General features: G+C 58.6%; 25 protein-coding genes. 19 read left to right on the plus strand and 6 right to left on the minus strand.

Going from position 1 to position 24,573, the window contains the following annotated elements; translation table 11 throughout:
- Positions 1–5: 5 nt before the first annotated feature.
- Positions 6–1,361: a protein adenylyltransferase SelO gene (locus WMP97_RS01300; protein WP_248098769.1), complete on the minus strand. Its 1,356-nt coding sequence runs from the start codon at positions 1,359–1,361 to the stop codon at positions 6–8.
- A complete protein-coding gene (locus tag WMP97_RS01305) occupies positions 1,362–2,183 on the minus strand; it encodes a PhzF family phenazine biosynthesis protein (RefSeq protein ID WP_248098767.1) in 822 nt (273 codons plus the stop codon).
- A gap of 67 nt (positions 2,184–2,250) precedes the next feature.
- Here WMP97_RS01305 and WMP97_RS01310 point away from each other — a divergent pair, with 67 nt between their 5' ends.
- The 5 genes from WMP97_RS01310 to WMP97_RS01330 all read left to right on the plus strand — a co-directional run bounded on the left by WMP97_RS01310 (position 2,251) and on the right by WMP97_RS01330 (position 7,279).
- Positions 2,251–3,438, plus strand: a complete 1,188-nt coding sequence (locus tag WMP97_RS01310) for a sensor histidine kinase (RefSeq protein ID WP_023021321.1) — start codon at positions 2,251–2,253, stop codon at positions 3,436–3,438.
- A complete protein-coding gene (locus tag WMP97_RS01315) occupies positions 3,431–4,174 on the plus strand; it encodes a response regulator (protein ID WP_023021322.1) in 744 nt (247 codons plus the stop codon). Before WMP97_RS01310 ends, WMP97_RS01315 begins: the two co-directional genes overlap by 8 nt.
- A 66-nt stretch (positions 4,175–4,240) precedes the next feature.
- On the plus strand, positions 4,241–5,140 hold the full coding sequence (locus tag WMP97_RS01320) for an ABC transporter ATP-binding protein (RefSeq protein WP_034655868.1): 900 nt from the start codon (positions 4,241–4,243) through the stop codon (positions 5,138–5,140).
- A 45-nt stretch (positions 5,141–5,185) separates the two neighbouring features.
- Positions 5,186–5,938: an ABC transporter permease gene (locus WMP97_RS01325; protein ID WP_023021324.1), complete on the plus strand. Its 753-nt coding sequence runs from the start codon at positions 5,186–5,188 to the stop codon at positions 5,936–5,938.
- A gap of 27 nt (positions 5,939–5,965) precedes the next feature.
- Positions 5,966–7,279: a DUF4921 family protein gene (locus tag WMP97_RS01330; RefSeq protein WP_023021325.1), complete on the plus strand. Its 1,314-nt coding sequence runs from the start codon at positions 5,966–5,968 to the stop codon at positions 7,277–7,279.
- A gap of 30 nt (positions 7,280–7,309) precedes the next feature.
- On the opposite strand, the gene yaaA is transcribed toward WMP97_RS01330, so the two are convergent.
- Positions 7,310–8,032 (minus strand): peroxide stress protein YaaA, encoded by a 723-nt coding sequence (yaaA, locus tag WMP97_RS01335; RefSeq protein ID WP_023021326.1) that lies wholly within the window; start codon positions 8,030–8,032, stop codon positions 7,310–7,312.
- A 31-nt stretch (positions 8,033–8,063) separates the two neighbouring features.
- On the opposite strand from yaaA, the gene WMP97_RS01340 reads away from it, so the two are divergent.
- Both WMP97_RS01340 and WMP97_RS01345 read left to right on the plus strand, forming a co-directional pair.
- A complete protein-coding gene (locus WMP97_RS01340; RefSeq protein ID WP_023027868.1) occupies positions 8,064–9,833 on the plus strand; it encodes a proline--tRNA ligase in 1,770 nt (589 codons plus the stop codon).
- 40 nt (positions 9,834–9,873) lie between these two features.
- Entirely contained in the window at positions 9,874–10,236 is a 363-nt protein-coding gene (locus WMP97_RS01345) for a DoxX family protein (protein WP_034655866.1), read from the plus strand.
- Between the two features lie 130 nt (positions 10,237–10,366).
- On the opposite strand, the gene WMP97_RS01350 is transcribed toward WMP97_RS01345, so the two are convergent.
- Together WMP97_RS01350 and WMP97_RS01355 are read right to left on the minus strand one after the other, a co-directional pair.
- Entirely contained in the window at positions 10,367–10,696 is a 330-nt protein-coding gene (locus tag WMP97_RS01350) for a transglycosylase family protein (RefSeq protein ID WP_023021329.1), read from the minus strand.
- A gap of 169 nt (positions 10,697–10,865) precedes the next feature.
- Positions 10,866–11,717 carry a DUF4439 domain-containing protein gene (locus tag WMP97_RS01355; RefSeq protein WP_200288937.1) on the minus strand — a complete coding sequence of 284 codons (852 nt, stop codon included), beginning with the start codon at positions 11,715–11,717 and terminating at the stop codon, positions 10,866–10,868.
- 38 nt (positions 11,718–11,755) lie between these two features.
- Here WMP97_RS01355 and rimP point away from each other — a divergent pair, with 38 nt between their 5' ends.
- The 9 genes from rimP to WMP97_RS01400 all read left to right on the plus strand — a co-directional run bounded on the left by rimP (position 11,756) and on the right by WMP97_RS01400 (position 21,187).
- Entirely contained in the window at positions 11,756–12,295 is a 540-nt protein-coding gene (gene rimP, locus WMP97_RS01360; RefSeq protein ID WP_023021331.1) for a ribosome maturation factor RimP, read from the plus strand.
- Between the two features lie 23 nt (positions 12,296–12,318).
- A complete protein-coding gene (nusA, locus tag WMP97_RS01365) occupies positions 12,319–13,335 on the plus strand; it encodes a transcription termination factor NusA (RefSeq protein WP_023021332.1) in 1,017 nt (338 codons plus the stop codon).
- A gap of 84 nt (positions 13,336–13,419) precedes the next feature.
- Entirely contained in the window at positions 13,420–13,767 is a 348-nt protein-coding gene (locus tag WMP97_RS01370) for a YlxR family protein (RefSeq protein ID WP_200288938.1), read from the plus strand.
- Positions 13,768–13,873: 106 nt separating this feature from the next.
- Positions 13,874–16,612, plus strand: coding sequence for a translation initiation factor IF-2 (gene infB / locus WMP97_RS01375; protein ID WP_301733154.1), 2,739 nt, complete (start codon positions 13,874–13,876; stop codon positions 16,610–16,612).
- Positions 16,613–16,875: 263 nt separating this feature from the next.
- Positions 16,876–17,319, plus strand: coding sequence for a 30S ribosome-binding factor RbfA (rbfA, locus tag WMP97_RS01380; protein WP_023021335.1), 444 nt, complete (start codon positions 16,876–16,878; stop codon positions 17,317–17,319).
- Positions 17,320–18,282 carry a DHH family phosphoesterase gene (locus WMP97_RS01385; RefSeq protein ID WP_023021336.1) on the plus strand — a complete coding sequence of 321 codons (963 nt, stop codon included), beginning with the start codon at positions 17,320–17,322 and terminating at the stop codon, positions 18,280–18,282.
- Positions 18,279–19,619, plus strand: a complete 1,341-nt coding sequence (locus WMP97_RS01390; RefSeq protein WP_340439645.1) for an MATE family efflux transporter — start codon at positions 18,279–18,281, stop codon at positions 19,617–19,619. Before WMP97_RS01385 ends, WMP97_RS01390 begins: the two co-directional genes overlap by 4 nt.
- An 84-nt stretch (positions 19,620–19,703) precedes the next feature.
- Positions 19,704–20,516: a metallophosphoesterase family protein gene (locus tag WMP97_RS01395; protein ID WP_023021338.1), complete on the plus strand. Its 813-nt coding sequence runs from the start codon at positions 19,704–19,706 to the stop codon at positions 20,514–20,516.
- A complete protein-coding gene (locus WMP97_RS01400) occupies positions 20,513–21,187 on the plus strand; it encodes a 4'-phosphopantetheinyl transferase family protein (RefSeq protein WP_023021339.1) in 675 nt (224 codons plus the stop codon). Before WMP97_RS01395 ends, WMP97_RS01400 begins: the two co-directional genes overlap by 4 nt.
- On the opposite strand, the gene truB is transcribed toward WMP97_RS01400, so the two are convergent.
- Positions 21,184–22,077, minus strand: coding sequence for a tRNA pseudouridine(55) synthase TruB (truB, locus tag WMP97_RS01405; RefSeq protein WP_023021340.1), 894 nt, complete (start codon positions 22,075–22,077; stop codon positions 21,184–21,186). The genes WMP97_RS01400 and truB overlap by 4 nt on opposite strands.
- Before the next feature lie 23 nt (positions 22,078–22,100).
- Between truB and WMP97_RS01410 the strand changes: the two genes are divergently transcribed.
- From WMP97_RS01410 to rpsO, 3 genes are all read left to right on the plus strand, one after another.
- Positions 22,101–23,123, plus strand: a complete 1,023-nt coding sequence (locus tag WMP97_RS01410; protein ID WP_023021341.1) for a bifunctional riboflavin kinase/FAD synthetase — start codon at positions 22,101–22,103, stop codon at positions 23,121–23,123.
- Positions 23,124–24,056 carry a nucleoside hydrolase gene (locus WMP97_RS01415; RefSeq protein WP_023021342.1) on the plus strand — a complete coding sequence of 311 codons (933 nt, stop codon included), beginning with the start codon at positions 23,124–23,126 and terminating at the stop codon, positions 24,054–24,056.
- A 170-nt stretch (positions 24,057–24,226) separates the two neighbouring features.
- A complete protein-coding gene (gene rpsO, locus WMP97_RS01420) occupies positions 24,227–24,496 on the plus strand; it encodes a 30S ribosomal protein S15 (protein WP_005278802.1) in 270 nt (89 codons plus the stop codon).
- Positions 24,497–24,573 lie beyond the last annotated feature (77 nt).

Raw genomic sequence — 24,573 nt, forward strand, 5'->3', positions numbered from 1 at the left:
AGCAGCTAGGTGCCACAGTAGGTGAGGTATCCCTCCAAGCCATTGGGGTCCGGCGATTCGAATGAGGGGTTGGGCTCCCACGGGTGGGTTACCGCGTGGAGGAGTTCTTGATAGGGGCTCATGTCCCCGCGTTCTGCAGCGTTAAGGGCAGCTTCCACCGCGAGGTTGCGCGGGATAACCCGCGGCATCGCGCTATTGACGCGGGAGGGATCGGGCGAGGACGCTAGGTACTCATCCAAAAAGTCTCCCTCGGGCAAAAGCTCACGGGCGGGGGTGGGGTGGCCCGCGGCGGCGTCGGCAAGAGCGCGGTGGGCCAGCGTAATATCTGGGCCGTTGAGCTGCATAGCAGCGGAATAAGCAGAGAGGATGTCTGGAGAGGCATCCAATGCTGCTACCATGTCTGCCTTGCGCTGGGCCTCGAAGCGATCTGCAAAGCCATTTATTGTCTCTTGAGCAAAATCCATGGCCTTATTCAAATCCAAGTCAAAGAGCGGCAGGAGGGACTCCGCCAAGCGCGCTAGATTCCATCCCAGGATGGAGGGTTGATTGCCAAAGGCATAGCGGCCTTGGGTATCGATGCTGGAAAATACCGTGCTCGGGGAATAGGACTCCATGAAGGCACACGGTCCATAGTCAATCGTCTCGCCGGAGATGGTGGTGTTATCCGTATTCATCACGCCATGGATGAAGCCTAAGCGCATCCACTGGGATACAGTGCGAATTTGTGCATCCATCAGCTGGAGGAAAAAGTCCCGGTAGTCGCAACCGGGATAATGGCGGGCGATGGCGTAGTCGGCCAGCTGACGTGTGTAATCCGTCTGCGCGGCTAGGTGGAAGGTGCCCACCCGGATATGGCTCGCAGCCACGCGCACCACAATTCCGGCGGGCTGTACGTGGCCGCGCTGGATGGGCCGGCCGGTGGAGATTACCGCTAGTGCTCGGGTGGTGGGCACGCCCAAGGCATGCATGGCTTCGGAAACTAGGTATTCGCGCAGCATGGAAGAAAGCGTTCCGCGGCCATCAGAGCCTGGGCGGGAAAAGGGGGTCAGCCCAGTTCCCTTGGCATGGAGATCCCACAGCTGGCCGTCATTTTCCACCTCGCCTAAAAGCATGGCGCGGCCGTCTCCCATCTGCGGATTAAACGCACCGAATTGGAAGCCAGAATAGGCCATGGCGTGTCCGCCCGCGCGACCCGTGAGGAACTCGATTCCCTCGGAGGAGCGCAGCCAGTCCGGGTCAAAGCCCAACTGCCTGGCCAGTTCCTCGTTTAGGATGACCATCTCTGGGTTCGGCTGCTCTTCGCCCTCGGTAGGGCGAACCAAGTGGGGAAGGCGTTGGGCAAAATCGTGGTGTAGCTGCATTTAAACCTCCAGTGTTCCGCGCACGCGAATATGGGCGCGCCCGCCTACCCAGATATCCGTGCCGTCATCGTTGATAAATACTTCGCCCGCTCGGCCTATCTGGCTGCCTTGTGTTGCGGTATAACGCGTTGGCACCAGGTTTCGCGAGCGCATAAACTGCGCGGCGCCGCCATTGAAAGAACCGGTGACTGGGTCTTCGAATTGCGTGGTAAAGGCCCGAACCTCATAGGCCGACTCGCCCTTTGCGGCGTTGGGATTAAGGCCCACAACACCGACCTTGGGGCGCTCAACCTGGGGCTTCACCGCGCGCACCGCCGCGGCATCGCGCAATTGAAGCAGGCGCCAGCCCGGGCCATTGTCCACCCAGCCATGGTCCACAATATCCGCGCTATCTAGCCCCAACCCAGCGCAGGCCTCCTCTAGCTCCGCCGAGCTCAGCGGTTCTTCGCGGCGCAGCGGCGGGGTAGCAAAGGAAAAGACTTCGCCCTCTTGGCGGACGGTTACCAAGCCCACGCCGCATTCTTGGACGATAGTTCCCTCCGACTGCGGGCTATTGCCCAGCGCCCGCCACGCGGCAGCGCTACCCAGCGTGGGGTGGCCGGCAAAATCAAACTCTTCGTACGGGGTGAAAATGCGCACGCGGTAGTCCGCGCGGGCGTCGTGAGGTTCGAGCAAGAAGGTGGTCTCAGAAAAGTTGGTCCAGTTCGCGATTGCTTGCATCTGCTGGGCGCTAAGCCCATCGGCGCCGGCTATCACCGCTAGGGCGTTGCCGCTAAAGGCACCCGTGGCAAAAACATCAACCTCAAAGAACTCGTGCTGCATGCCCGCCAGTCTAGTCAGCCCCAGGGATGAGGACTATAGCCTAAAGCCTGCGCTAGCCTATAAGGTCATGAAGAAGCTATGGCCCGATGCACTTCGCGCGTGGGTAGGCCCACCGTGGAGAATTCTCATTCCGCTGTTTTTCTGGACTTCTTCGGTGCGGGTGGCAGAAGGTGTTATTGATGGATCCTCGCCTTTCCAAATGTTGGTCCTCGTGCTTTATGCAGTCGGTATTCCACTAGCATTATGGCTGCACCCCAAGCTCAAGGAGTACGCCATTGGCTTCATCGCAGTAATACTAACGGTGTGTATCTTTACCCCGCTGGCTGCCATGGGTAACGCTCACTTCTTCCCAGTTGCATACTGCGTATTTCTTATAGGTGCACATTCACCCAAGCGCTTACAACGGTTCTGGATAGGGTGGATTGCCTTAGGCACCTTGGCGGCCACTGCAGCGGACCTTTATGGGCGGAGACTCATGGATGGCATCGACTTTGGTCTGGAAGATGCCAACAGCATCGGCCCTCTGCCTGCTTTCGGCTTCGTCGTTATCATCGCGTGGCCGGTCATGGGATTTTTCTTCTTGCTGGGCACCAATGACCGCAAAAAGCGCGACGACCAGCAGCTGCTGATTGAACGTGCGGAGATGGCCGGCGCGGTAGAGCGCAACCGCATTGCCCGCGAGATGCATGACATCGTGGCGCATAATTTAGCGGGCGTTATTGCCCTTGCCGACGGCGCCCGGTTCGCCGCCGCCAAAAATCCCGCAGCGGCCACAGAAGCCTTGGAGACCATCGCCTCTACCTCCCGCGATTCCCTCAAACAGATGCGCGGTTTGCTCTCCGTGCTGCGAGATGGTGATTCCCGCGCCGATACCAAGGCGCCCGGCGCGAGCGATATTGCCGGTCTCATCTCGGAAGCGCGCCGGACCGGTTTCGATATCACCGTGCACGGGCTGGAGGACCTGCCGACCGAAAGCGACGAACTCTACCAATTCACCGTCTACCGCGTGGTGCAAGAACTTTTGACCAATATGATCAAGCATTCGCGTGATAAAAGGGGAGTACTGCGTTTCCGCTCTACTGGAAACGGCCTAGTATTGAGTGCCGAAAATCCGGCCGCACGCATGCCGGATAATCACAAGCCCGGCTACGGACTTATTGGAATGAGCGAGCGTGTCAAGGCCTATGGCGGCAGCGTTGCTACCCGCACCGAGGATGGACACTTCTTTATTACCGTGGAGGTACCCAATGACTAACCCTGAGCAGCCAACAGGTGCGCCCGCTGGCCCCATCCGTATCGGCCTAGTCGATGATCAGCCCCTCGTGCGCGCCGGGTTCGCCATGCTCCTTGGCTCCCAAGAGGATTTGGACGTTGCCTGGCAGGCCTCCGATGGCGATGAAGTCCTCGACCTCGCCCGCGCGCAACCTGCCGATATTGTGCTTATGGATGTCCAGATGGCCCGCGTCAATGGCATCGCCGCCACAGAAAGGCTGCTGCCGGAATTCCCGGACACCCAGGTCATTATGTTAACCACCTTCGATGACCAGAATTTTGTCCACGGAGCAATTTCCGCTGGGGCCTCTGGATTCCTGCTCAAAGACGTCGAACCGGAGGAACTCCTCGCCGCTATTCGTACCGTACATTCCGGCGAGGCCGTCCTTTCACCGCGCATTACCGCCCAGGTGCTGCAGCAACTGCGCAGCGAACAGTCTGCAGCACAGCCCGATTTACATGCCACCCCTGTTGCGGCAGCAGCTACCGCCCCTCCGGCCGAAGATCTCACGCCACGCGAGCTGGACGTCCTCAAGCTGATGGCACTGGGGTATTCGAATACCGAAATCGCGGAGTGCGAGTTCGTGTCCATGGCCACGGTCAAGACCCACGTGCGCCATATTCTTACTAAGACCAGCTCGCGCGACCGTGTGCATGCCGTGCTGTATGCCCTAACTCATGGCGTGGTCTCGGTGGAGGAGCTGCTGTCTCATCCCTAGGTATGACCCGCTAAATCACTCCCGAGGATGGTTACTTCGTGCTGGTCAGGCGGCACGATGGAAACCATGCTCAAAGTTTCACACCTTTCCAAGAATTTCCGTTCCTTTAAAGCAGTAGATGACCTCTCCTTTGAGGTCCCAGACGGTCAAGTCACCGGCTTCCTCGGACCGAATGGTTCTGGCAAATCCACCACCATGCGCATGTGCGTGGGGTTGGAGAATCCGACTTCCGGCACCGCGACTTTTGATGGCACGCCCTTCCGCGGGCTGTCCAATCCCGCTACCACGGTGGGCACCTTGTTGGACGCCACCTGGTTCCACCCAGGCCGCAGCGCCCGTGCTCACCTGGGCTACATGGCCGCGTTGCAGGGCGTGTCCATGAACCACGTGGATGACACCCTGGACCGCGTCGGCCTGACCCAGGTAGCCACCAAGCGCGTGGGCGGCTATTCGCTAGGCATGAAGCAGCGCCTGGGCCTTGCTTGTGCGCTCATCGGCGAGCCGAAGCACTTGCTTCTTGACGAACCCGTCAACGGCCTCGACCCCGAAGGCGTGCACTGGATGCGTGCCCGCATCCGCGAATTCGCCGAGGCCGGCTGCTCCGTGTTGGTTTCCTCCCACCTTCTTTCGGAGATGCAGCTCACCGCAGACCGCCTCGTGGTCATCGGCAAGGGCAAGTTGCTGGGCGAGGGCACCGTGGAGGAGTTTGTCAATGGCACGGGAGGCGCAAGCCTCGAAGTGATTGTGGACCAGCCCGATGCACTCCTGCGGCTGTTGCACGGCACCGATGCGGAGACCTCCTTTGACGGTGAGGTCCTGCGCGTGCGCGGCCTCGAAGGCTCCGACATCGGCCGCATCTGTCTGGATAACCGCATTCTCATCTCCAGCTTGGAACGCAAGCAGCCCTCCCTGGAAGAGGCCTACCTCGGCGCGACAGCCGACCACGTGGCCTACCGCTCTGCATAGTTTTTCACCTGCACAACACGCTCCATCTGCAAAGGATAGATTCACATGAACGCTCTGATTTCTGAATCCCGGAAACTATTTTCGCTCCGCTCTACTTGGATATACCTCGCCGTAGTTTCAGCTGGCATGGCTGCCGGCGCTGTCTTGTTGGCTTGGGCGAATGACTTCAATGGTACGGTCGACGGCAAGTTCGAGGCTGTCGATGTGTCTATTTCCGGTTCACTCGCCATTGTCGTGATGGTGTTTGCTGCCGCCATGATGGTAGGCGGCGACCAAAGTAAAGGAACAGTTTCATGGTCATACCTCTCATCAAATCGCCGCGTAGGTATAGTGCTGAGCCAATTTTTCATCATCACCTTTTCGCTACTGCTCGCGGCCACACTGGGCATGGTGGTAGCCACGCTGTTGATTACTGCCTTCGGAGGTGATTTCAATTTTGACAGCTTTATGCATTGGCCGGATAACAATGGGTTCATCCTTGCCTACGTTGAGTGGACTGTCTTTATCCTGTTAGCTACCAGCTTGGCCTACCTTTTGCGCAGTGGTGCATTCGCAGCGATGATTCTCGTGGCAGAGTATTTCGTCATTGAAACCGCCCTCGATGCCGTTAGCGCTCCTTGGGCTAAGGCTATCCTCCGCGTGCTACCTGATGCCAACGCTTGGGGGCTAGTAATGGGCGCCAACCGCAGTGGTGATGAGCAATCTCGAGCTGTCGCCGCTGTCGTTCTAATCGTGATGATCGTGCTCACCGTTGGTGGGTCCTGTGCGGTGGCGCGTCGTCGCTCTGTTGCGAAATAGGTACTAGACGTTACTACCCTAGTGGGCATGAGTGATGCACTTTTTGCCCGCATTGAGCCCATCCAAACCATGCGGGATGGCACGGTCAAACAGGTCAACCCGTTCTCGGGAACCGAGGTATGGACCGTGCCAGGCCGCGGCAACCGCCCGCTGTCTGTACCAGTAGCTAACCCGCAGCCACTGCAAGAGGAAGACTTTAGCCATCGCTGCGCCTTTTGCTCTGGGCGCTTGACCGATACCCCGCCGGAAAAGGCACGCATTCTGCCTTCCGGCGGGATTGTGCGTGGATTGCCCTTGCAGGAATACGATCACACAGTGCCGGCCTTTCGGCGCATCCCCAATCTGTTTGAAATCGTCTCTTATGACTATTGGCATGCCAATTACGGCTTTGAGATGGATGCCGAAACCCGCCAGCGCATGGAGAACTACCTTAGCGATCCGGTCGGCCGGGAACATGTGCTCAAGATAGTGCGCACGAAGCGCAAAGCAGCGCACTTGCCTGAGACAAGCGAAGAAGAACTGGTGGACCAGGCTGCTGGATTCTTCGCCGGCGGTCACGACGTCATCGTGGCTGGCCGCCATTTTGAGCGCGGCGCACAGGATGATTCGCAGTTGGCATCTTCGGGCACGCTAAGCGCTGAAGAACACCTGCTCTTTATGCAGCTGACTATCGACGCCATGCGGGATCTCTACGAGCGCAACCGCTACGCCCCGTACGTGGTGGCATTCCAAAACTGGTTGCAGCCAGCCGGTGCTTCCTTCGAGCACCTGCACAAGCAGCTCGTTGCTATTGATGATCGCGGTATGGCTTCTCACCGAGAGGTCCAGATGCTGCGCAGCAATATGAACATGTACAACGAGTGGGCGGTGGATTATGCCGCTAGCCGCAATCTCGTCATCGCGGAAAACGACCGTGCTGTCCTCTTCGCCGGCTTCGGACACCGTTATCCCACATTGGAGGTGTACTCCAAGTCCGCAACCTGCGAGCCGTGGCTGCAGTCGGAAGAAGAAATTCGTGCCATGAGCGATCTAGTCCACGCTGCCCACGCCGCAGTAGGCCGCGAGGTGCCCTGCAATGAGGAATGGCACCACAAGCCCGCAGACGTCGATGTTGCCCAACCATGGCGCATTCTTATCAAGTTACGTATTTCTACGCTCGCTGGATTCGAAGGCGGTACCAAGATCTACCTCAACACCATTTCGCCCTGGGACCTGCGCGATAGGGTAGTAGGCCAGCTTTACCCCCTGCGCGAATCCGGACATGTTTCCGGCTCAATACGCGTGGCGACGGAGTGCTCGGTGCAACGCAATAGCCTGCTATATAACCCGCAGTTGCGCTAAACAGACCGCGCTGGGCAAACGGTGGTCGGCTCAGCGCCTGACCAGGAGCGTGAGCTCGCACGAACCCGGCCGCGGTTCTTCAACGGTCATACCTGCGGCGCGCGCGATAGCAGCAACGTCGGCGGCGCTATAGGCATCGGCAGGAGAGAGCGCTAGCTCGCGGGCGAGGAGGCCCTTGTAGTGCTTATTAAAGTGGCTGACTACCTTGCGCGAGCCATCTTCTTGCACGCTTTCTACCCGCACCGTTACCGCGTCTTTCACCCGGCCCAATTGTTGGTACGTACCCGAGCGCAGATCAACAATAAGCTCGTCTACCCCCTCGAGAGCCTGCGTAATCTGCTTGCCCCAGTGCGATTTCATGGTGCGGCCGCTAAGTTTTGTCCCGCCCGAAAGCCGGTAATGAGGGATGGGATCGCTGGCGCGGAGGATGCCAAAAAGGGCGTCGCCAATGGCAAGGCGATCCCATGTGGGGAGGGTGGGAGCGTCTAGGGCATCAAAAAGCACGCCAGTATAACGCAACACGGCCGGCATGGTGGGGGTGGTAAAAAGCCCCTGGTTGGACTCGGCTTCACCGCGCAGCTTTTCTGAGAGTTTCAGCACCTTCATTGCCTCATCTACCGAAAGAGACTGCAGCTCAGCTGCAATTTCGCGCCGGGTTTCGTTTAGTCCCGGAAAGGAAAGCTGCGCGAAATCAAGCGCGTGGCCTGTGCCGCCGTGGTCCTTAGTTTCTGAAGGAGGGAGGATAATGAGCATATATACAGGGTAGCGAGGTATATTTTTGTGCATGATTACCCGCCTTTCTGAACTATTTCTCCGTACCCTTCGTGAGGACCCGGCTGATGCTGAGGTCCCCAGCCATAAGCTGCTCGTGCGCGCCGGCTATGTCCGCCGCGTTGCGCCGGGCGTTTATACCTGGCTGCCGTTGGGCCTGCGCACGCTGCGCAAGATTGAAGACGTAGTCCGTCAGGAAATGGATGCTATTGGCGGTCAGGAAATGCTTTTTCCTGCTTTGTTGCCGCGCGAGCCTTATGAAAAGACCAACCGTTGGGTTGAATACGGCGATAATCTCTTCCGCCTGAAGGACCGCAAGAACGCAGACATGCTACTCGGCCCTACCCACGAGGAGATGTTTGCCAGCGCAGTAAAGGACATGTACTCCTCTTATAAGGATTTTCCGGTTACGCTGTATCAGATTCAGACCAAGTATCGCGATGAGGAACGCCCCCGCGCCGGTGTGCTGCGCGGCCGCGAGTTCACCATGAAGGACTCATACTCCTTCGACATGACCGATGAAGGATTGGATGAGTCCTATGGCCGCCACCGGAAGGCGTATCAAAATATTTTCAACCGTCTAGAGATTGATTACGCCATTTGTAAGGCCACCTCTGGCGCGATGGGTGGTTCTGCCTCGGAGGAGTTCCTCGCCGTCTCTGAAGTCGGTGAAGATACCTTCGTGCGCTCTACTGAAGGCGATTATGCTGCCAACGTGGAAGCCGTAGTTACCCCAGCACCTGCGGAGAAGGACATCGAGGGCCAGCCAGAGGCGCAGGAATACGACACCCCGAATGCAGAGAGCATTGATTCACTCGTTTCCTGGGCAAAGCAAGCAGGCATTACTATCGACGGCCGCGAGGCAACGGCCGCAGATACCCTCAAATGCATGATGGTAAAGCTCTTCCACCCAGCTGCTGAGAGCGAAAAGCGCGAGTCCGAGTTGGCCGCCGTGCTCATCCCGGGCGATCGTGAACTGGATGAAAAGCGCCTCGAGGCTGCACTCGAGCCGGTGGAGTTTGAATTGGCCGGGGACAAGGACTTTGCTGACAATGACTTCCTAGTCAAGGGCTATGTTGGACCGCGCGTATTGAACGCCAATGACATTAAAATCTTGGCCGATCCGCGCGTGGTCAAGGGCACAGCGTGGATTACCGGCGCTGACGCAAGCGAGCGCCACGTGGTTGGTTGCGTGGCTGGCCGCGATTTCACCGTGGATGAGTTCATTGAGGCCGCAGAGGTCAAGGAAGGCGATCTTGCCCCGGATAACCAGGGCACGTTGACCTTGGAGCGCGGCATCGAGCTGGGCCACATCTTCCAGCTGGGCCGCAAATACACCGAGGCCTTCGACGTCCAGATTTTGGATGAAAACGGCAAGCGTGCGGTTCCCACCATGGGGTCTTATGGCATCGGCATCACTCGTATGCTGGCTGTGCTAGCCGAGCAGCGCCATGATGACAAGGGCCTTAACTGGCCGGTAGCTGTCGCGCCGTACCAGGTCCATGTGGCAGTGGCTAATAAGGACGCCGCAGCCATGGAGGCCGGCGACACATTGGTGGAAGAGCTGTCCGCCAAGGGGATCGAGGTGCTTTTTGATGACCGCCCGAAGGTCTCCCCAGGCGTGAAGTTCAAGGATGCAGAGCTGCTAGGCATGCCATTTGTGGCAGTCTTGGGCCGTGCCTTCAAGGAAGGCAAGATAGAGCTGCGCATCCGCGGCGGAGAGACCCTAGAGGTCCCGGCGGAGGAAATCGTGGACAAGATTCTTGAGCTGGTTCGCGGTTAGAAAAGCGCGCAATGATTCGCGTCGGGGTACCGTGGAAGGCATGAATTTCCAAAAGAATGGACTTTCCACGGTGCTTTCCGCCATGGGCGTATTGCACTTTGTGAAGGCGCAAACTTTCGAATCCATCGTTCCGCCGCAGCTGCCCGGCCCCGCACGGTTTTATAACTTTGCTTCTGGTCTCTGGGAGATAGTCACTGGCGCGTTGCTGCGGCGCCGCGCTACCCGTGGGTTCGGCGGTGCTTCTGCGCTTGCGCTCTTTGCCGCTGTATGGCCAGCCAATATGTACCACGCCTGGATTGAGCGCAAGGCAGGATGGCCGAAAAAGATCTACCACATCATCCGTCAGCCGCTGCAGGTGCTGCTTATGATGTATGCCTGGAATATCGCCAAGCACGAGGCTTAAAAGGAATTGGCATTGCTGTGCGCTAGCCAGGAAGACGCAGCAGAAAAGCCGGCCCCGTCCTCAACCCCGCGGAAACGCCGCAGGGTGGGGAGGAGGGGCCGGTTTTCGCTTTCGTGCCGGAGCCTAGGACTTAGCCGGCAACTGGGCCGCTGCAGTTAGGCCATGCGCCAGCGCCCTGGGTGGCCAGAACGTTTTCGGCCACGGCAATCTGCTGCTCTCGCGTTGCCTGGTCAGCGGTTGCAGCGTACTGGGTGCCGCCATTGGCAGCCCAGGTTTGCGCGTTGAACTGCAGGCCACCCTGGTAACCGTTTCCGGTATTGATATGCCAGTCACCGCCGGACTCGCAGGCGGCAACCTGATCCCAAGCGCTAGCCGGTGCGGCAGTAGCGGCAGGGGCGGCAAGGCCAGCAAGGCCCAGTGCGGCGGCGGATACAGTCAAAATGGTCTTCTTAGAACGCATTGAGAGGAAACTCCTTCTCTTTGTGTCTTTTAGGCTCGCGGTATCTCCTGCAAGCTCATGGTGCACCAACCTACGCACGCTTGTAGAGCAGAAGCAATGCATAGCGTCGTAGAGCTCGCTATATTTTCACTGTCCGGCGTTCAGGGGATTGACAGGCAGGCGTCGCGTTCTAGCGCATGCCGTGGGATTCGGCCGCGATGCCGATGAGCCAGGTGATCCAGTCTTGATCTGGTGATTCTTCTTGCGCCGCCTGCGCAGCGGCGGCGGACCATTTCCGGCCGTCCTGTTCGGCGAGGCCGCCTAAAAAGTCCAGCGCAGATGCGGAATCATGGGGAAGTTCTTGGTCGCCGGAAGAATAAGCCGGCTCGGGTTGCGGCACGGTGCCATACCGGCCTAAGGCCTCCTGCAGGGCATCGATGCGGCGGTGGTGGACTTCTAAGCGGTGGTCCACGTTGTCCTCGTGCTCTGCGCCGACGTAGGCTCGCGCGAAATCCAGCGCATAAACCTGTTCATACTCCCAGGCAAGGAGATCGGCAGCACTTTTTTGCTCTGGTTGGGAAAGCTCTGGGATAGCGGGAGCATCGCCTGGCAGCCAAGCATTGAGTGCGATGGCTTGCTCGGTCACTAGGATGCGCGATTCAACGGTGACTTCATCGGCTGCCGCTGTCGTAGCAGAGGCGGCATTTTCCATGACTTCGGAAGAATCCGCGGCGCGGTTAGCTTTAGTGGGGCGCTCTACCTCACACGAGCGTGGGGGATTGCCGGCATCGTCGGTACCGCAGAGGCGCGTAATTTCGGCATAGAGGGCATCGGCCTGGGAACTGCGGATCCCCGCGGCGTGATCGTCGACGCCGTTTAAAGTAAGGGCGTCGGTTGCGGCGGCGTCGGCAAGCGCGAGCAGCCTATTTTCCGGCCGGGGGCCGAAATAGTCGACGACGGAATCAACTGCCTGGCACCCGGTTAAGGCGGGCAGGGTGGCGGTTGTGGCTACGAGGATCAAAGCTATACGTCGGCGGTTCACGCAAAAGACTGTACCCGGTAGCACGTAGGCTAGTGGGCATGGCTTTCCCAGATGCACAACAATTGACCGAACTCTTGCAGCCAAAGCTAGCTGAGCGGGGATTGGATGTAGAAGACATTAAGACCACCAAGGCGGGGAAGAAATCCCAGGTGGTTATCCGTATTGATGGTGATAAGCGCCCTAGCTCGGACGTGCTGGAGGAAGTATCTAATGAGATTTCTGCTTTCTTTGACGCCAAGGAAGAAGCAGGGGAGCTCAATTTTGGTGCCGGCTACACCCTGGAGGTTTCCACCCCTGGAGTGGATTTGCCGTTGACCGCTCCACGCCACTGGCGCCGCAATCGGGGGCGCAAGGTTTCCTTCGACCTTGGCGATGGCAAGTCTCAGACAGCTCGCATTGGCGCGCTTAACGACGCCGCCGATGCCGTAATCCTCATCACGGCAAATAAAAAGGACGTGCAGACGCGCGCAGAGCGATTGGAAAACATTGCCCGGGCAGTGGTAGAAATTGAATTTGCGCAGCCGTCCGAACAGGAAATAGCGGCGGTGCACAAGACGTTTGAAGAAGCCGAGAATTAACCGGCAACCGAGAGGAATGACAAGTGAATATTGATCTGCAGGCACTTCGCACCATCGAATCCGAACGCAACGTCCCGGTAAAGGACTTGCTGGAAGCGATTGCGGGTGCCTTGTTGTATTCCTACCTGGATTACCGCGAGTCTAATGCTGGCGGCAAGGTGGAAGGCGCCAAGTCCCGCGTCGATATCGATACCACCACTGGTGCAGTCAGCGTCATCGTCTCGGAGCGCGACCCGGAAACTGGGGAAGTAACCACCGAATACGATGACACCCCAGAGAACTTTGGCCGCGTAGGCGCACAGGCCGTGCGCGAGGCCATCTTGCGCAAGCTGCGCGAGGCGGAGGCAGAGCGCACCTATGATTCCTACTCGGGGCTTACCGGCCGCGTGGTCAGTGGCATCGTCCAGCGCGATGCCCGCGCTAATGCCCGCGGCATCGTCGTGGTCCAGTTGGGCTCTGAGCTGGAATCCCAGGACGGCATTCTACTGCCTGCCGAGCAGATTCCCGGTGAAAAGCTGGAGCACGGTGACCGCATTAAGGCCTACGTTGTCGGCGTGAATCGCAATGGTGCCCAGGTGCAGATCAACCTCTCGCGTACCCACCCTGAATTGGTGCGTGGCCTTTTCGAGCTGGAAGTTCCAGAGGTTGCCGATGAAACCGTAGAAATGATTGCCATCGCCCGCGAGGCGGGTCACCGCTCCAAGGTAGCGGTTGTGGGCCACGCGAAGGGTCTGAACGCGAAGGGCGCTTGCATCGGGCCCCGCGGCCAGCGCGTCAACAACATCATGCGTCAGCTCGGCGGTGAGAAGATTGACATCATTGACTTCAGTGAGGACCCCACGGTCTATGTAGGCAATGCGCTAGCCCCCTCAAAGGTGGTAAAGGTCACCGTCGTGGACAACGAGGCGCAGGTCGCCCGTGTGGTAGTGCCGGATTACCAGCTCTCCCTGGCCATTGGTAAAGAGGGGCAAAATGCCCGACTAGCTGCTCGTTTGACCGGTTGGAAGATTGATATTCACTCGGACGCTGACGCTAATTAAGGATCTGCGCGGTTGTAGCGTAGTCTAGTAAATGGCCCAGTTGCAGAATGGGGCATAGTGGCGACGCGAAAAGTAAGGAGTTGAATGTCTGAGAGGCTAAGACTCCGGACCTGCATCGCTACTCGCCGCCGCCTGCCAGATACGGACTTGCTACGAGTGGTTATCGACCGAGATGATCCGCATGGCCGCCGTCTGGTAGCAGATCCCCACCGCCGGCTTCCCGGTCGTGGGGCGTGGATTAGCCCCACCCTTTCTGCACTCGAGCTGGCGGAGCGCAAACGTGCTTTCAAGCGCGCGCTTCGCACGTCCGCACCCGTGGACACAGGTCAGGTACGTCAATACTTGGAAGCGCAGCGCGGACAAGTAGCTAAGGCGGAAGACACCGCGTTAGATTCGTACAAACCAGAGTTACAAAGGAAGACCGAACACTGATGAGCGCACAACGATGAAGCATCAGCGATGAACGTCCAACAAACCTAACTAGGGGTCAGGCCAGTTTCCGTGGCCTTGGCTCCTAGTCGATACCAAGAGGAGACAAGTGCCCGGAAAGCTACGTGTTCACGAGCTAGCAAAGCAGCTCGGAGTAACCAGCAAGGAACTGCTCGCCACCCTGAAAGAACAGGGTGAGTTTGTAAAGACTGCTTCTTCCACCATCGAACCGCCGGTGGTTAAGAAGATGCGAGCTCATTATGAAGCACAGTCCGGTGGCGATGAGTCCGCCGAGAAGAAGCAAGACAAAAAGCCTGCCAAGGGTGCTGCTAAGAGCACTGCCAAGGCAAATGCTCCTAAGCCAGGGGCGCAGTCCGCTGCGGCCAAGCCCGGGGCAAAGGCTGCCGCACCGAAGCCGGGCGCACAGGCTCCGAAGCCGGGGGCCAAGCCTGCCGCACCAAAGCCAGGTCAGGGCGCACCTAAGCCCGGCCAGGCTGGTGGCAAGAAGTCGGGCGAGCGCCCGACCCCAGGCAATTCCATGCCTCGCCCGATGCCGAAGCCAGGCGGTACCCGCCGCGTAGCCAATAACCCGTTCTCCACGGGCGGCGGCGATAACCGGCCGGGCCCACGTCCAGGCGGCTCTAAGGGCCCGCGTGGCGGTAACAAGCCTGATAACCGCGGCAAGCGCGGCGGCCAAAACGAGGGCGGAAATAACCGCCAGGGCGGCAATAGCCAGGGTGGCGGCGGTCGTCGTCCATCCCCAGCGATGATGCCTTCCCATCCGAATCCTGCATCGATGCCGTCTAAGGCACCGAGCGGTGGTGGACGCGGTGGCCGTGGCCGTGGTGGTCACGGAGGACCAGGCGGCGGTCGGCCAGGTGGCGGCCGTCCAGGCGGTTTCCGTGGCGGCGGACGCGGCGGACGTCGCGGTGGCACCGCAGGTGCATTCGGCCGTCCAGGTGGCGCTCCACGCAAGGGCAAGAAGTCTAAGCGTCAGAAGCGTCATGAGTACGAAGAGCAGCAGAAGCATGTCGTAGGCGGCGTGCGCTTGCCAGATGGCAAGGGCAAGACCGTCCGCCTGCGTCGTGGCGCTTCCCTTTCGGACTTCGCTGAGAAGATCGGTGCGGATCCAGCAGCACTGGTGCAGGCGCTGTTTAACCTTGGCGAAATGGTGACGGCGACCGCTTCGGTATCGGAAGATACGCTGCAGCTGCTCGGCTCTGAGATTAACTACAACGTCGAGGTCGTCTCCCCTGAGGATGAGGACCGCGAGCTCCTCGAGTCCTTCGACCTGCAGTTCGGTGAGGACGAAGGCGGCGAGGAAGCGCTGGAGAATCGTCCTCCAGTCGTCTCCGTCATGGGTCACGTTGACCACGGTAAGACCCGCCTGCTGGACGCCATCCGCAAGACCAACGAGGGCGCCCGCGAGGAAGGCGGCATCACCCAGGGCATTGGTGCATACCAGACCACGGTAGACGTGGACGGCGAACGCACCATTACCTTCCTGGATACCCCGGGTCACGAGGCCTTTACCGCCATGCGTGCTCGTGGTGCTAAGTCCACCGATTTGGCTATCCTCGTGGTTGCTGCCGATGACGGCGTCATGCCACAGACCGTGGAGGCCATCAACCACGCCAAGGCTGCGGATATTCCGGTAGTCGTGGCGGTCAACAAGGTGGATAAGCCGGAAGCGCAGCCGGACAAGATCCGTGGCCAGCTCACCGAATACGGCTTGGTTCCGGAGGAATACGGTGGCGACACCATGTTCGTGGACATCTCCGCGAAGCAGGGTAAGAACATCGATCAGCTGCTCGAGTCCGTCATCCTGACCGCGGATGCGGCCTTGGAGCTGACCGCTAACCCAGATATGGACGCACAGGGTGTGGCAATTGAGGCACACCTCGACCGCGGCCGTGGTCCGGTTGCTACCGTCATTGTCCAGCGCGGTACCTTGCACGTGGGCGATTCCATCGTCGTGGGCGATGCACACGGCCGTGTGCGCCGCATGCTCGATGAATTCGGCGGCGACGTCGAAGAGGCCGGTCCATCCCGCCCGGTTCAGGTCCAAGGCCTGTCTGGTGTGCCTGGCGCTGGCGATAACCTGCTCGTGGTGGAAGACGACCGCGTTGCCCGCCAGATTGCCAATCAGCGTGACGCCCGCAAGCGCTCTGCCCTGCAGGCCAAGCAGCGCAAGCGCGTCTCCTTGGAGGATCTGGACAAGGTATTGCAGGAGACTTCGACCCTCAACCTCATCCTCAAGGGCGACAATGCCGGTTCCGTCGAGGCACTGGAAGACGCCTTGCTGGATATCAAGACCGAGGACGAAGTCGAGCTCAACATCATCGACCGTGGTGTGGGCGCTGTGACCGAGACCAACGTCTCCCTGGCTGCGGCTTCCGACGCCGTTATCATTGCCTTCAACACTCGTGCGGAAGGCAAGGCGACGGAGATGGCCACCCAAGAGGGCGTGGATATTCGTTACTACACGATCATCTACAAGGCCATCGAAGAGGTCGAGGCTGCGCTTAAGGGCATGCTCAAGCCGATTTACGAGGAACGCGACACCGGCGCGGCCGAGATCCGTGCCCTGTTTAAGTCCTCCGCAGTGGGTACCATCGCCGGCTGCATGGTCACCGAGGGCAAGGTTGTCCGCAACGGCAAGGTTCGCTTGCTGCGCGATAACAACGTCATCACTGCCGACGCCAAGATTGAGTCCCTGCGTCACGAGAAGGACGACGCAACCGAGATCAAGGCCGGCTATGAGTGCGGTATGGTGCTCTCTTACCCGGATATCCAGGTAGGCGACATCATCCAGGCCTACGAAGAGGTCGAGGTTCCGCGCGACTAAATGACGCCGCCGCAAGGCCCACTTCTACACTCACCGTCTCTCCACTGAATGTGCTTCCAGCACACAGGTGGGAGGATTGGGGAGAGTGGAAGTAGGCCTTTTGCTTTAGCAGCTTGTTTATAGCGATGATTTTGCATGGCCCACTTCGTACCTGTGCAAGCGGTACGGGTTTTCATTGTCCGGTATTGCGCACTAAACTGGTGGTTTCTATACCGGTTGGCGGTAATTTTAAAGATGGATTCTTTTTGAGCTGGGAGGTTCACATGGTTGATCACGCACGCGCAGCGCGTATGGCCAAGCGCATTCAGGAAATCGTGGCAAGCGCCATCGAACGCCAGATTAAGGATCGCCGCCTTGAGCTGGTGACCATCACGGATACTCGAGTCACAGGCGACCTGCACGATGCCACCGTTTTTTATACCGTGCGCGGAAAAGACATTGACTCCGAGCCGGATTTCCAGCAAGCAGAAGAAGCTCTCAAGCGCGCTAAGGGGCAGCTGCGCAAGATTGTAGGAGATCAACTCTCCGTGCGCTTTACCCCGACGCTGACCTTCGAGGTCGATACCGTCCCAGAAGCTTCAGCTCATATGGAAGAACTATTAGCTCGTGCCCGTGCCCGCGACGAGGAGTTGGCGAAGCTGAAGGAAAACGCCCAGCCCGCAGGGGACGCAAACCCATATAAGACCTCCGATGAAGACGAGGCTTAAGTGACTAAAAAGCAATACCAGCCGGCCGTTGCTGCCCTGCAGGATGCCCACAGCATCTGCATTGTCACGCATCTGCGGCCGGACGCCGATGCTATCGGTTCTGCTGCGGCGTTGCTGCTCGCGTTGCGGCAACAGGGCAAAGACGTGTGCGCCGTCGTGGGCCAAGATCGGGAAATCTCCCGGAACTTATACACCATTCCCGGTGCCGAGGACGTCATCGTCAGCCGCGAACTGCCCGAAGGCTACGACCTTTATGTCACCGTTGATTGTGGTTCCTTGGACCGGACGGGATTTTTTGCAGACCACATTGAGCAGCTAGCCCAGCAAGGCCGGGTTCTGTGCATTGACCACCATTCTTCTAATCCAGGATTCGGTGCCATCAATGTGGTGGATACCGAATGTGAATCCACCACCGTGGTCTTGCTGAGCATCCTGGATTCTCTAGAAATTCAAGTTGACCGTCATATCGCGCACTGCCTTTATGCTGGTTTGATGACTGATACCGGCAGCTTCCGCTGGGGTAGGCCGGCAATGCACGATATTGCCACCCGCCTTATGCATTATGATCTCGATACCAAGCAGATCGCCGCTGACCTCTTGGATTCCAACACACCGGACGATCTACAGATGATTGGTAGGGTACTGGCTGGTCTGCGTATTGAGGAAGCAGGGGAGCACACCCTAGGCATCCTTGTCGCGCGAAGGGATGATATCCACGGCCACTCAGATTCGGCCGTGGAGTCACTGGTGGAATTCGTCCGTGCGCTAGAAGGAACCACCATAGGCGTGGTGTTTAAAGAGCAAGCTCCGGAGGTATGGGCGGTATCCCTGCGTTCCTCTAGGATTGATTGCTCCTCCGTTGCGCTTAACTTTGGCGGCGGCGGGCATGTTCCAGCCGCAGGGTATACCGCTCACGGAGCTCCAGAAGAAATCATTAAGGAATTGGTGGCCGCTATTCAATGAGTACAGGGCAGACGGATGGATTGAACACCCAGGATCGCTCCACCGCCGGCACAGTAACCGCACGCGAGGTCTTTGGCCTCGCGTTTCCTGCGCTTGGCGTGCTAGCGGCGATGCCACTCTATCTTCTGTTGGATACCGCGGTGGTCGGCCGCCTTGGCGCGCAAGAGCTAGCTTCTCTGGCCGCAGCGACCACGATTCACTCCGTGGTGACTACGCAGTTGACATTTTTGTCCTACGGCACGACCGCTCGCTCTGCTCGCCTCTTTGGCTCCGGAAAACGCGAGGCTGCGGTTGCTGAGGGCGTACAAGCTACCTATGTGGCCTTGGGAGTAGGCGGGCTTCTCGCGGTTATCATGTGGATTTTCGGCGGCGTATTTGCTCGTGCTTTAACTGGTGATCCCGCCACGGCTGCCGGAACGGCGTTGTGGCTGCGCATCGCGGCACTTGCCATTCCCGTTACATTGGTGGAAATGGCTGGCAACGGGTGGATGCGCGGAGTCCAAGATACAAAGAAACCGCTGTATTTCACCTTGGCTGGCATGATTCCCGGCGCGATTGCAGTGCCCATCTTTGTCCATTTCTGGGGGCTGGCCGGCTCCGCTATAGCCACGGTACTGGGGATGAGCATTATTGCTGCGCTATTTGTCCGCGAATTACACAAGGAACATACCGGCTCCTGGCACATTCAATGGCATGTAATACGGGAGCAGTTGATTTTGGGCCGCGATCTTATTCTGCGCTCGGCTAGCTTCCAGGTGGCCTTCCTCACCGCCACGGCCGTGGTCTCCCGGGTGGGTACCGCTTCTCTGGCCGGTCACCAGATCATGATGCAGTTGTGGAACTTTATGTCCCTCATCTTGGATTCTTTGGCCATTGCCGCACAATCTTTGACGGGAGCGGCCCTAGGCGCTGGCTCTGCTAAGCATGCACGCGGTGTAGGCAGCAAGGTCGTGTTGTACTCTACGATTTTTTCGGGACTGCTGGCCGCCGTTTTCGCTGCCGGCGCGGGAATTATTCCACGCATCTTTACCTCCGCTCCGGAGGTACTCGATGCCATTGGCCAGCCGTGGTGGATCTTGGTAGCCATGGTCATTGGCGGTGGCGTAGTCTTCGCGCTCGATGGTGTCCTGCTGGGCGCCGGCGATGCTGCGTTCTTGCGCACTTTGACCATTTCTTCGGTCTTGGTGGGATTTTTGCCAGGCGTCATCTTGGCGCATTTTATGGGCACAGGGTTGACTGGCGTGTGGTGCGGCCTTGCTGCATTCATTGCTTTCCGTATGGTGGGCGTGGTCTACCGGTTCCGATCCATGAAATGGGCCTTAGTACAAGAGAACTAGCTGCGCTAAAGTGGGCGTATTGATATTCGCGGGTGATGCACGTCTCCGTGCAGTGCGCAGTTGTTTGGAAGGCAGGTAGAACCTATGCCAACAGTGTGGGCGGTTTCTGACCTGCATGGTGCGGTAAGCGCCAATAGTGAGCGCATTGCTCAGCTCACGCCGCCAGATCCCGCGGATTGGCTCATCGTGGCTGGAGACGTAGCAGAGCGCACCGATCTCATCATTCGAATTCTGCGGCAGCTCAAAGACCGCTATGCCAGAGTCATCTGGGTGCCTGGCAATCATGAACTTTTCTCGCGCTCACAAGAGCAATATCAAGGCCGAGACAAATACACGCACCTGGTAGATAGGTGTAGGGAAATCGGAGTTATCACTCCCGAAGACCCGTATCCGGTATTCCACGGGACTACTATCGTGCCGCTTTTTACGTTGTATGACTATAGCTTCCGTCCACATGGTCTTAGCGTGGACCAAGCTATTGCAGCGGCACGTGCAAAGCAACTGATGATGACGGATGAGTTCGCCATTGCCCCCTATGTAGACATTCGGGCGTGGTGCTGGGATAGATTGGCCTATTCCATTAAACGTCTTTCCCGCGTGAATGGTCCTACGGTGCTGGTCAACCATTGGCCGTTGGTGCAAGAGCCGACGATGCTGTTGCGCTTTCCCGAGATTGCCTTATGGTGCGGAACGCGGCATACACGGTCGTGGCCGCGCCGCTATAACGCCGAATCCGTAATCTATGGACACTTGCACATGTCCTCCCGCATCAATGTGGACGGCGTGGACCACATAGAGACATCGTTGGGGTATCCCCGAGAGTGGCAGGGCCGCGAGACCGCCCAGGCGTGGCCCTATCCGGTACTGCGTTCCTTTGCGGAGGAGGGGACACCATGATGTATCCAGAGCTATTTCCTGACAGTGCGCGATATTGCTATGTGCGCACGGATTCGAGTTACGCGGATTTGGCGAACTTTGAAGACCTTGAGGCTGAAGAAAAGTCTCTCGTTTCTCAGGCAGTTGATGCGCGCAAGGCCGAGTTCGGCGATGCTAGGTGGTGCGCGCACCGAGCCTTGCAGGAATTGGGTGCTAACCCGGCGACGCCGATTTTGCGCGGCGAGCGGGGCATGCCGCTATGGCCAGAAGGCTTTATCGGATCGATGACGCATACTGAGGGAATGCGGGCCGCGGTGGTTGCTCCAACCTCCGCCCTAAAATCTGTGGGCTTGGACGCAGAACCCGCCGAGCCGCTGCCGGATCATGTTCTTGCCATGATTGCCCGAGCCGGGGAGATGCCGCAGCTCTTGCGGCTAAGTAAGGCGGGGATTAACTGCGCAGACCGATTGCTCTTTTGCGCCAAGGAAGCCACGTATAAATCGTGGTTTCCCATGACCTTCCGCTGGCTCGACTTTGATCAAGCTGAAATTGATCTGCGCGAGGATGGCACGCTCATTTCCTATATTTTGGCCCGGCCCACTCCGGTGCCGTTTATCACTGGGCGCTGGGTGATTCGAGATGGCTACGTCATCGTGTCCACATCGGTTCCGGCCCTAGACTTTAGCCATTAAAGGGTAGAAGGCCGTGCGACAAACACGGTGGCTAGGCGCTTGCCCTTTTCCTTGATGAGCGCGACCGCCTGACCATTGGGAGCCACGGCAGCATGCACGCCTTTAAGCCCGCGGGGTTCGAGCCATTTGCCCATAGCTAGAGCCGCCGCCTCATCCTCGGTGACGGATAGAACCGGGAAGCAGCGAGCCAAGGCTTCGTCCAAGCTCAAGGAAAGGCGCGGGGAATCGGCAAGGTCGTCGAGCGAGAGGGCGTCGGCAAGCGTAAAAGGGCCCACCTTTGTGCGGCGCAAAGCAGTAAGGTGCCCGCCTACCTGAAGCGCCTCGCCCAAATCACGGGCCAGGGAGCGGATATAGGTGCCAGAGGAGCAATCTACCGTGACATCTAAGTCGATATAGTCGCCCTCGCGGCGCTGTGCGAGAACGTCGAATGTATCCACCGTTACCGGACGCGCGGGAATGTCTACCTCGTGGCCCTCGCGTACGAGCTCATGGGCGCGGCGGCCATTAATCTTAATGGCTGATACGGCCGCGGGCTTTTGCATGATATCGCCAGTGAGCTTGGTAATTTCAGCGTCAATTGCAGGGCGGTCAACGCCTGCAGCGCTAGCGCCCCAGGAGTATTCCCCCTCGGCGTCATCGGTGGTGGTGGCGGCGCCGAGCCGGATAGTGGCGTCGTAGGACTTAGTGGAGGCAACCATGTGGGCCAAGAACTTGGTGCCCCGCTCCAGGCCAAGGACAAGCACGCCGGTGGCCATGGGATCCAAGGTGCCGGCATGGCCCACCTTTTTGGTGTGAAAATACCTGCGTAGGCGGCCGACAACATCGTGGGAGGTCATACCGGCGGGTTTGTCTACGATGACGAGTCCGGAGTTTGCGAGCGCATCAGTCATAGCCTCTAAGTCTATGCTCTACGATGGTCTGCGTGGATATTTGGTATGGAATCGATGACATCCCTGCGGAATTAGGCCCAACGTCAGTAACAATCGGCGTTTTTGACGGCCTACACCGCGGCCATCAGCAGCTTATCTCCGCCTGTGTGGAGCACGCTCGCGCCAATGGCGAGCGCCCTGTCATGGTGACCTTTGACCCGCACCCGGTGTCGGTATTCTTGCCGGAGCGTGCCCCACTGGCAGTACTCAGCTTTGAGCGCCGGCTGGAATTGGCCGAAGAGCTAGGCATTGATGCCGTGCTTGTCATCGACTTCACCAAAGACCTAGCCGGCGTGGAGCCGCGGCCCTACGTGGAAGAACTGTTGGTGGGAAAGCTCAATGCGCAGCACATAGTGGTGGGGGAGAACTTCACCTTTGGCGCTGGCGCCACCGGAACCGCCCGGGCCATGCAAGATTTTGGTGCCGAGTTTGGCTTTAGCGTAGATATCGTCCCGTTGCTGGATGATGCCGGCGTGCGGATTTGTTCTACCCATATTCGCGAGTGTCTTGCGAACGGGGACATTGAATCCGCTAATTGGGCGCTCGGCCGCCATTTCACCGTGACTGGGCCCGTGGTACGCGGCGCGGGTCGGGGAGGAAAGGAACTGGGATTTCCTACGGCCAATCAGTACTTCCCGGATACGGTGGCCATCCCGGCCGATGGTGTTTATGCAGGGTGGTTTATTGTTCACTCTGACGCTTCCATAGACGGCGACATGCGCCCTGGCGTGGCCTACGCGGCTGCTATTTCCGTGGGCACCAACCCCACTTTTGGTGACGAGGAGCGCTCCATCGAGTCCTTCGTGCTCGACCGCGATGCGGATCTGTATGGATATGAGGCCACGGTGCATTTCGTCGGTCACCTTCGCGATATGGTGAAATTTAATTCCGTGGATGAGCTGCTAGAGGCCATGGCCAATGACGTAGCCAAGGCGCGCCAGGTGCTTGCCGCCGATGCTAAGGCACAAGGCTGGACTGCCAAAGACTATTTCCTACGGGAGAAATAAATGAAGGCCATTCTCGATCTCGATACCGGCATTGATGATGCCTTGGCGCTGGCGTATGCCATAGCCCATCCAGACTTGGAGCTAATCGGTGTGACCTGTACGTACGGCAACGTGACTGTGCCCTTGGCCGTGCGCAATACACTTGCCCTCCTGGAGCTGCTGGGTAAAGGCGATATTCCGGTTTTTGCCGGCCCCAGCCCGGATGGCTTTCGGCCGAGCGAGATTTCTTCTTTTATCCATGGCCGCAACGGCGTAGGCGAGGTCCTCCTGCCGCCGGCAACCGGGCAGGTCCAGTCTCAACCCGCGGCAGAATTCCTCATCCAAGCCGTCCATGAGCATGGCGCTGATTTGGTCATTATTCCTACCGGTCCTTCCACCACGATTGCGGCCGCAATGCGCCAAGACCCCAGTTTTGCCGCGAACGCGCACCTGGTGATGATGGGCGGGGCGCTCACAGTACCTGGAAATGTCACCCCGTGGTCTGAGGCTAATATTTCCCAGGATCCGGAGGCTACCGATTACCTATTCCGCCATGCCGGCGATATCACCATGGTGGGCCTGGATGTCACTTTGCGCACGTTGTTGACTGCGGAGGAATCCGCTCGTTGGCGCGCTTCGGGTACCCGTGCCGGCCGCATCTTCGCGGATATGGTCGATTATTATATTGGTGCCTATGCCACTACGTCGCCGTATTTGGGCGGTTGCGGCCTGCACGATCCACTGGCCGTGGCGGTGGCGGCAGATGCCTCGCTTGTCGACGTCCTTTCGATAAACCTCAAGACCGATACCACCGGCCCTACCCGCGGTCGGACAATCGCAGACGAAACCCGGCTTTCGACACCGGCAACCGCGAAAGTAGCTGTGGGTGTAGATAGCGAGCGCTTTGTGCGGGAGTTTGTAGAACTACTGGAAACCCTCTTTAGCGAGCTCTAGCAAGCCAGACTTAAGGGGCAGGTGGTTTTGATTTTCTGTGTCCGAACGCTGTAAGGTGTTTCTTTGGCTTAGCGACTGCGGTTCACAGCAGTTGCGGCACGTACAAGTCCCGCGCACCGCGCAGGCTTATGCGTCACGATAATGTGGACTGAAATAAAGGAGAAATACTCATGGCTTTGACCACTGAGAAGAAGGCTGAAATCCTCAAGGAGTACGGCCTGCACGAAACCGATACCGGTTCCCCCGAGGCACAGGTTGCCCTGCTGACCTCCCGCATCAATACCTTGACCGAGCACCTGAAGTTCCACAAGCACGATCACCACTCCCGTCGTGGTCTGTTGCTGATGGTTGGTCGCCGTCGTGGCCTGCTGAAGTACCTGGCTGAGAACAATGTCGATCGCTACCGTGATCTGATCTCTCGCCTGGGCCTGCGTCGTTAATTTCGGCTCAGCTTTGGCCCTCTCGCCCCGCCCTTAGGCGGGGCTTTTTGTGGTTTTTCTGTTAGAATTTGACAGCG

The sequence above is a fragment of the Corynebacterium sp. KPL4072 genome (assembly GCF_037908395.1).
Taxonomy (GTDB): Bacteria; Actinomycetota; Actinomycetes; order Mycobacteriales; family Mycobacteriaceae; genus Corynebacterium; species Corynebacterium kefirresidentii.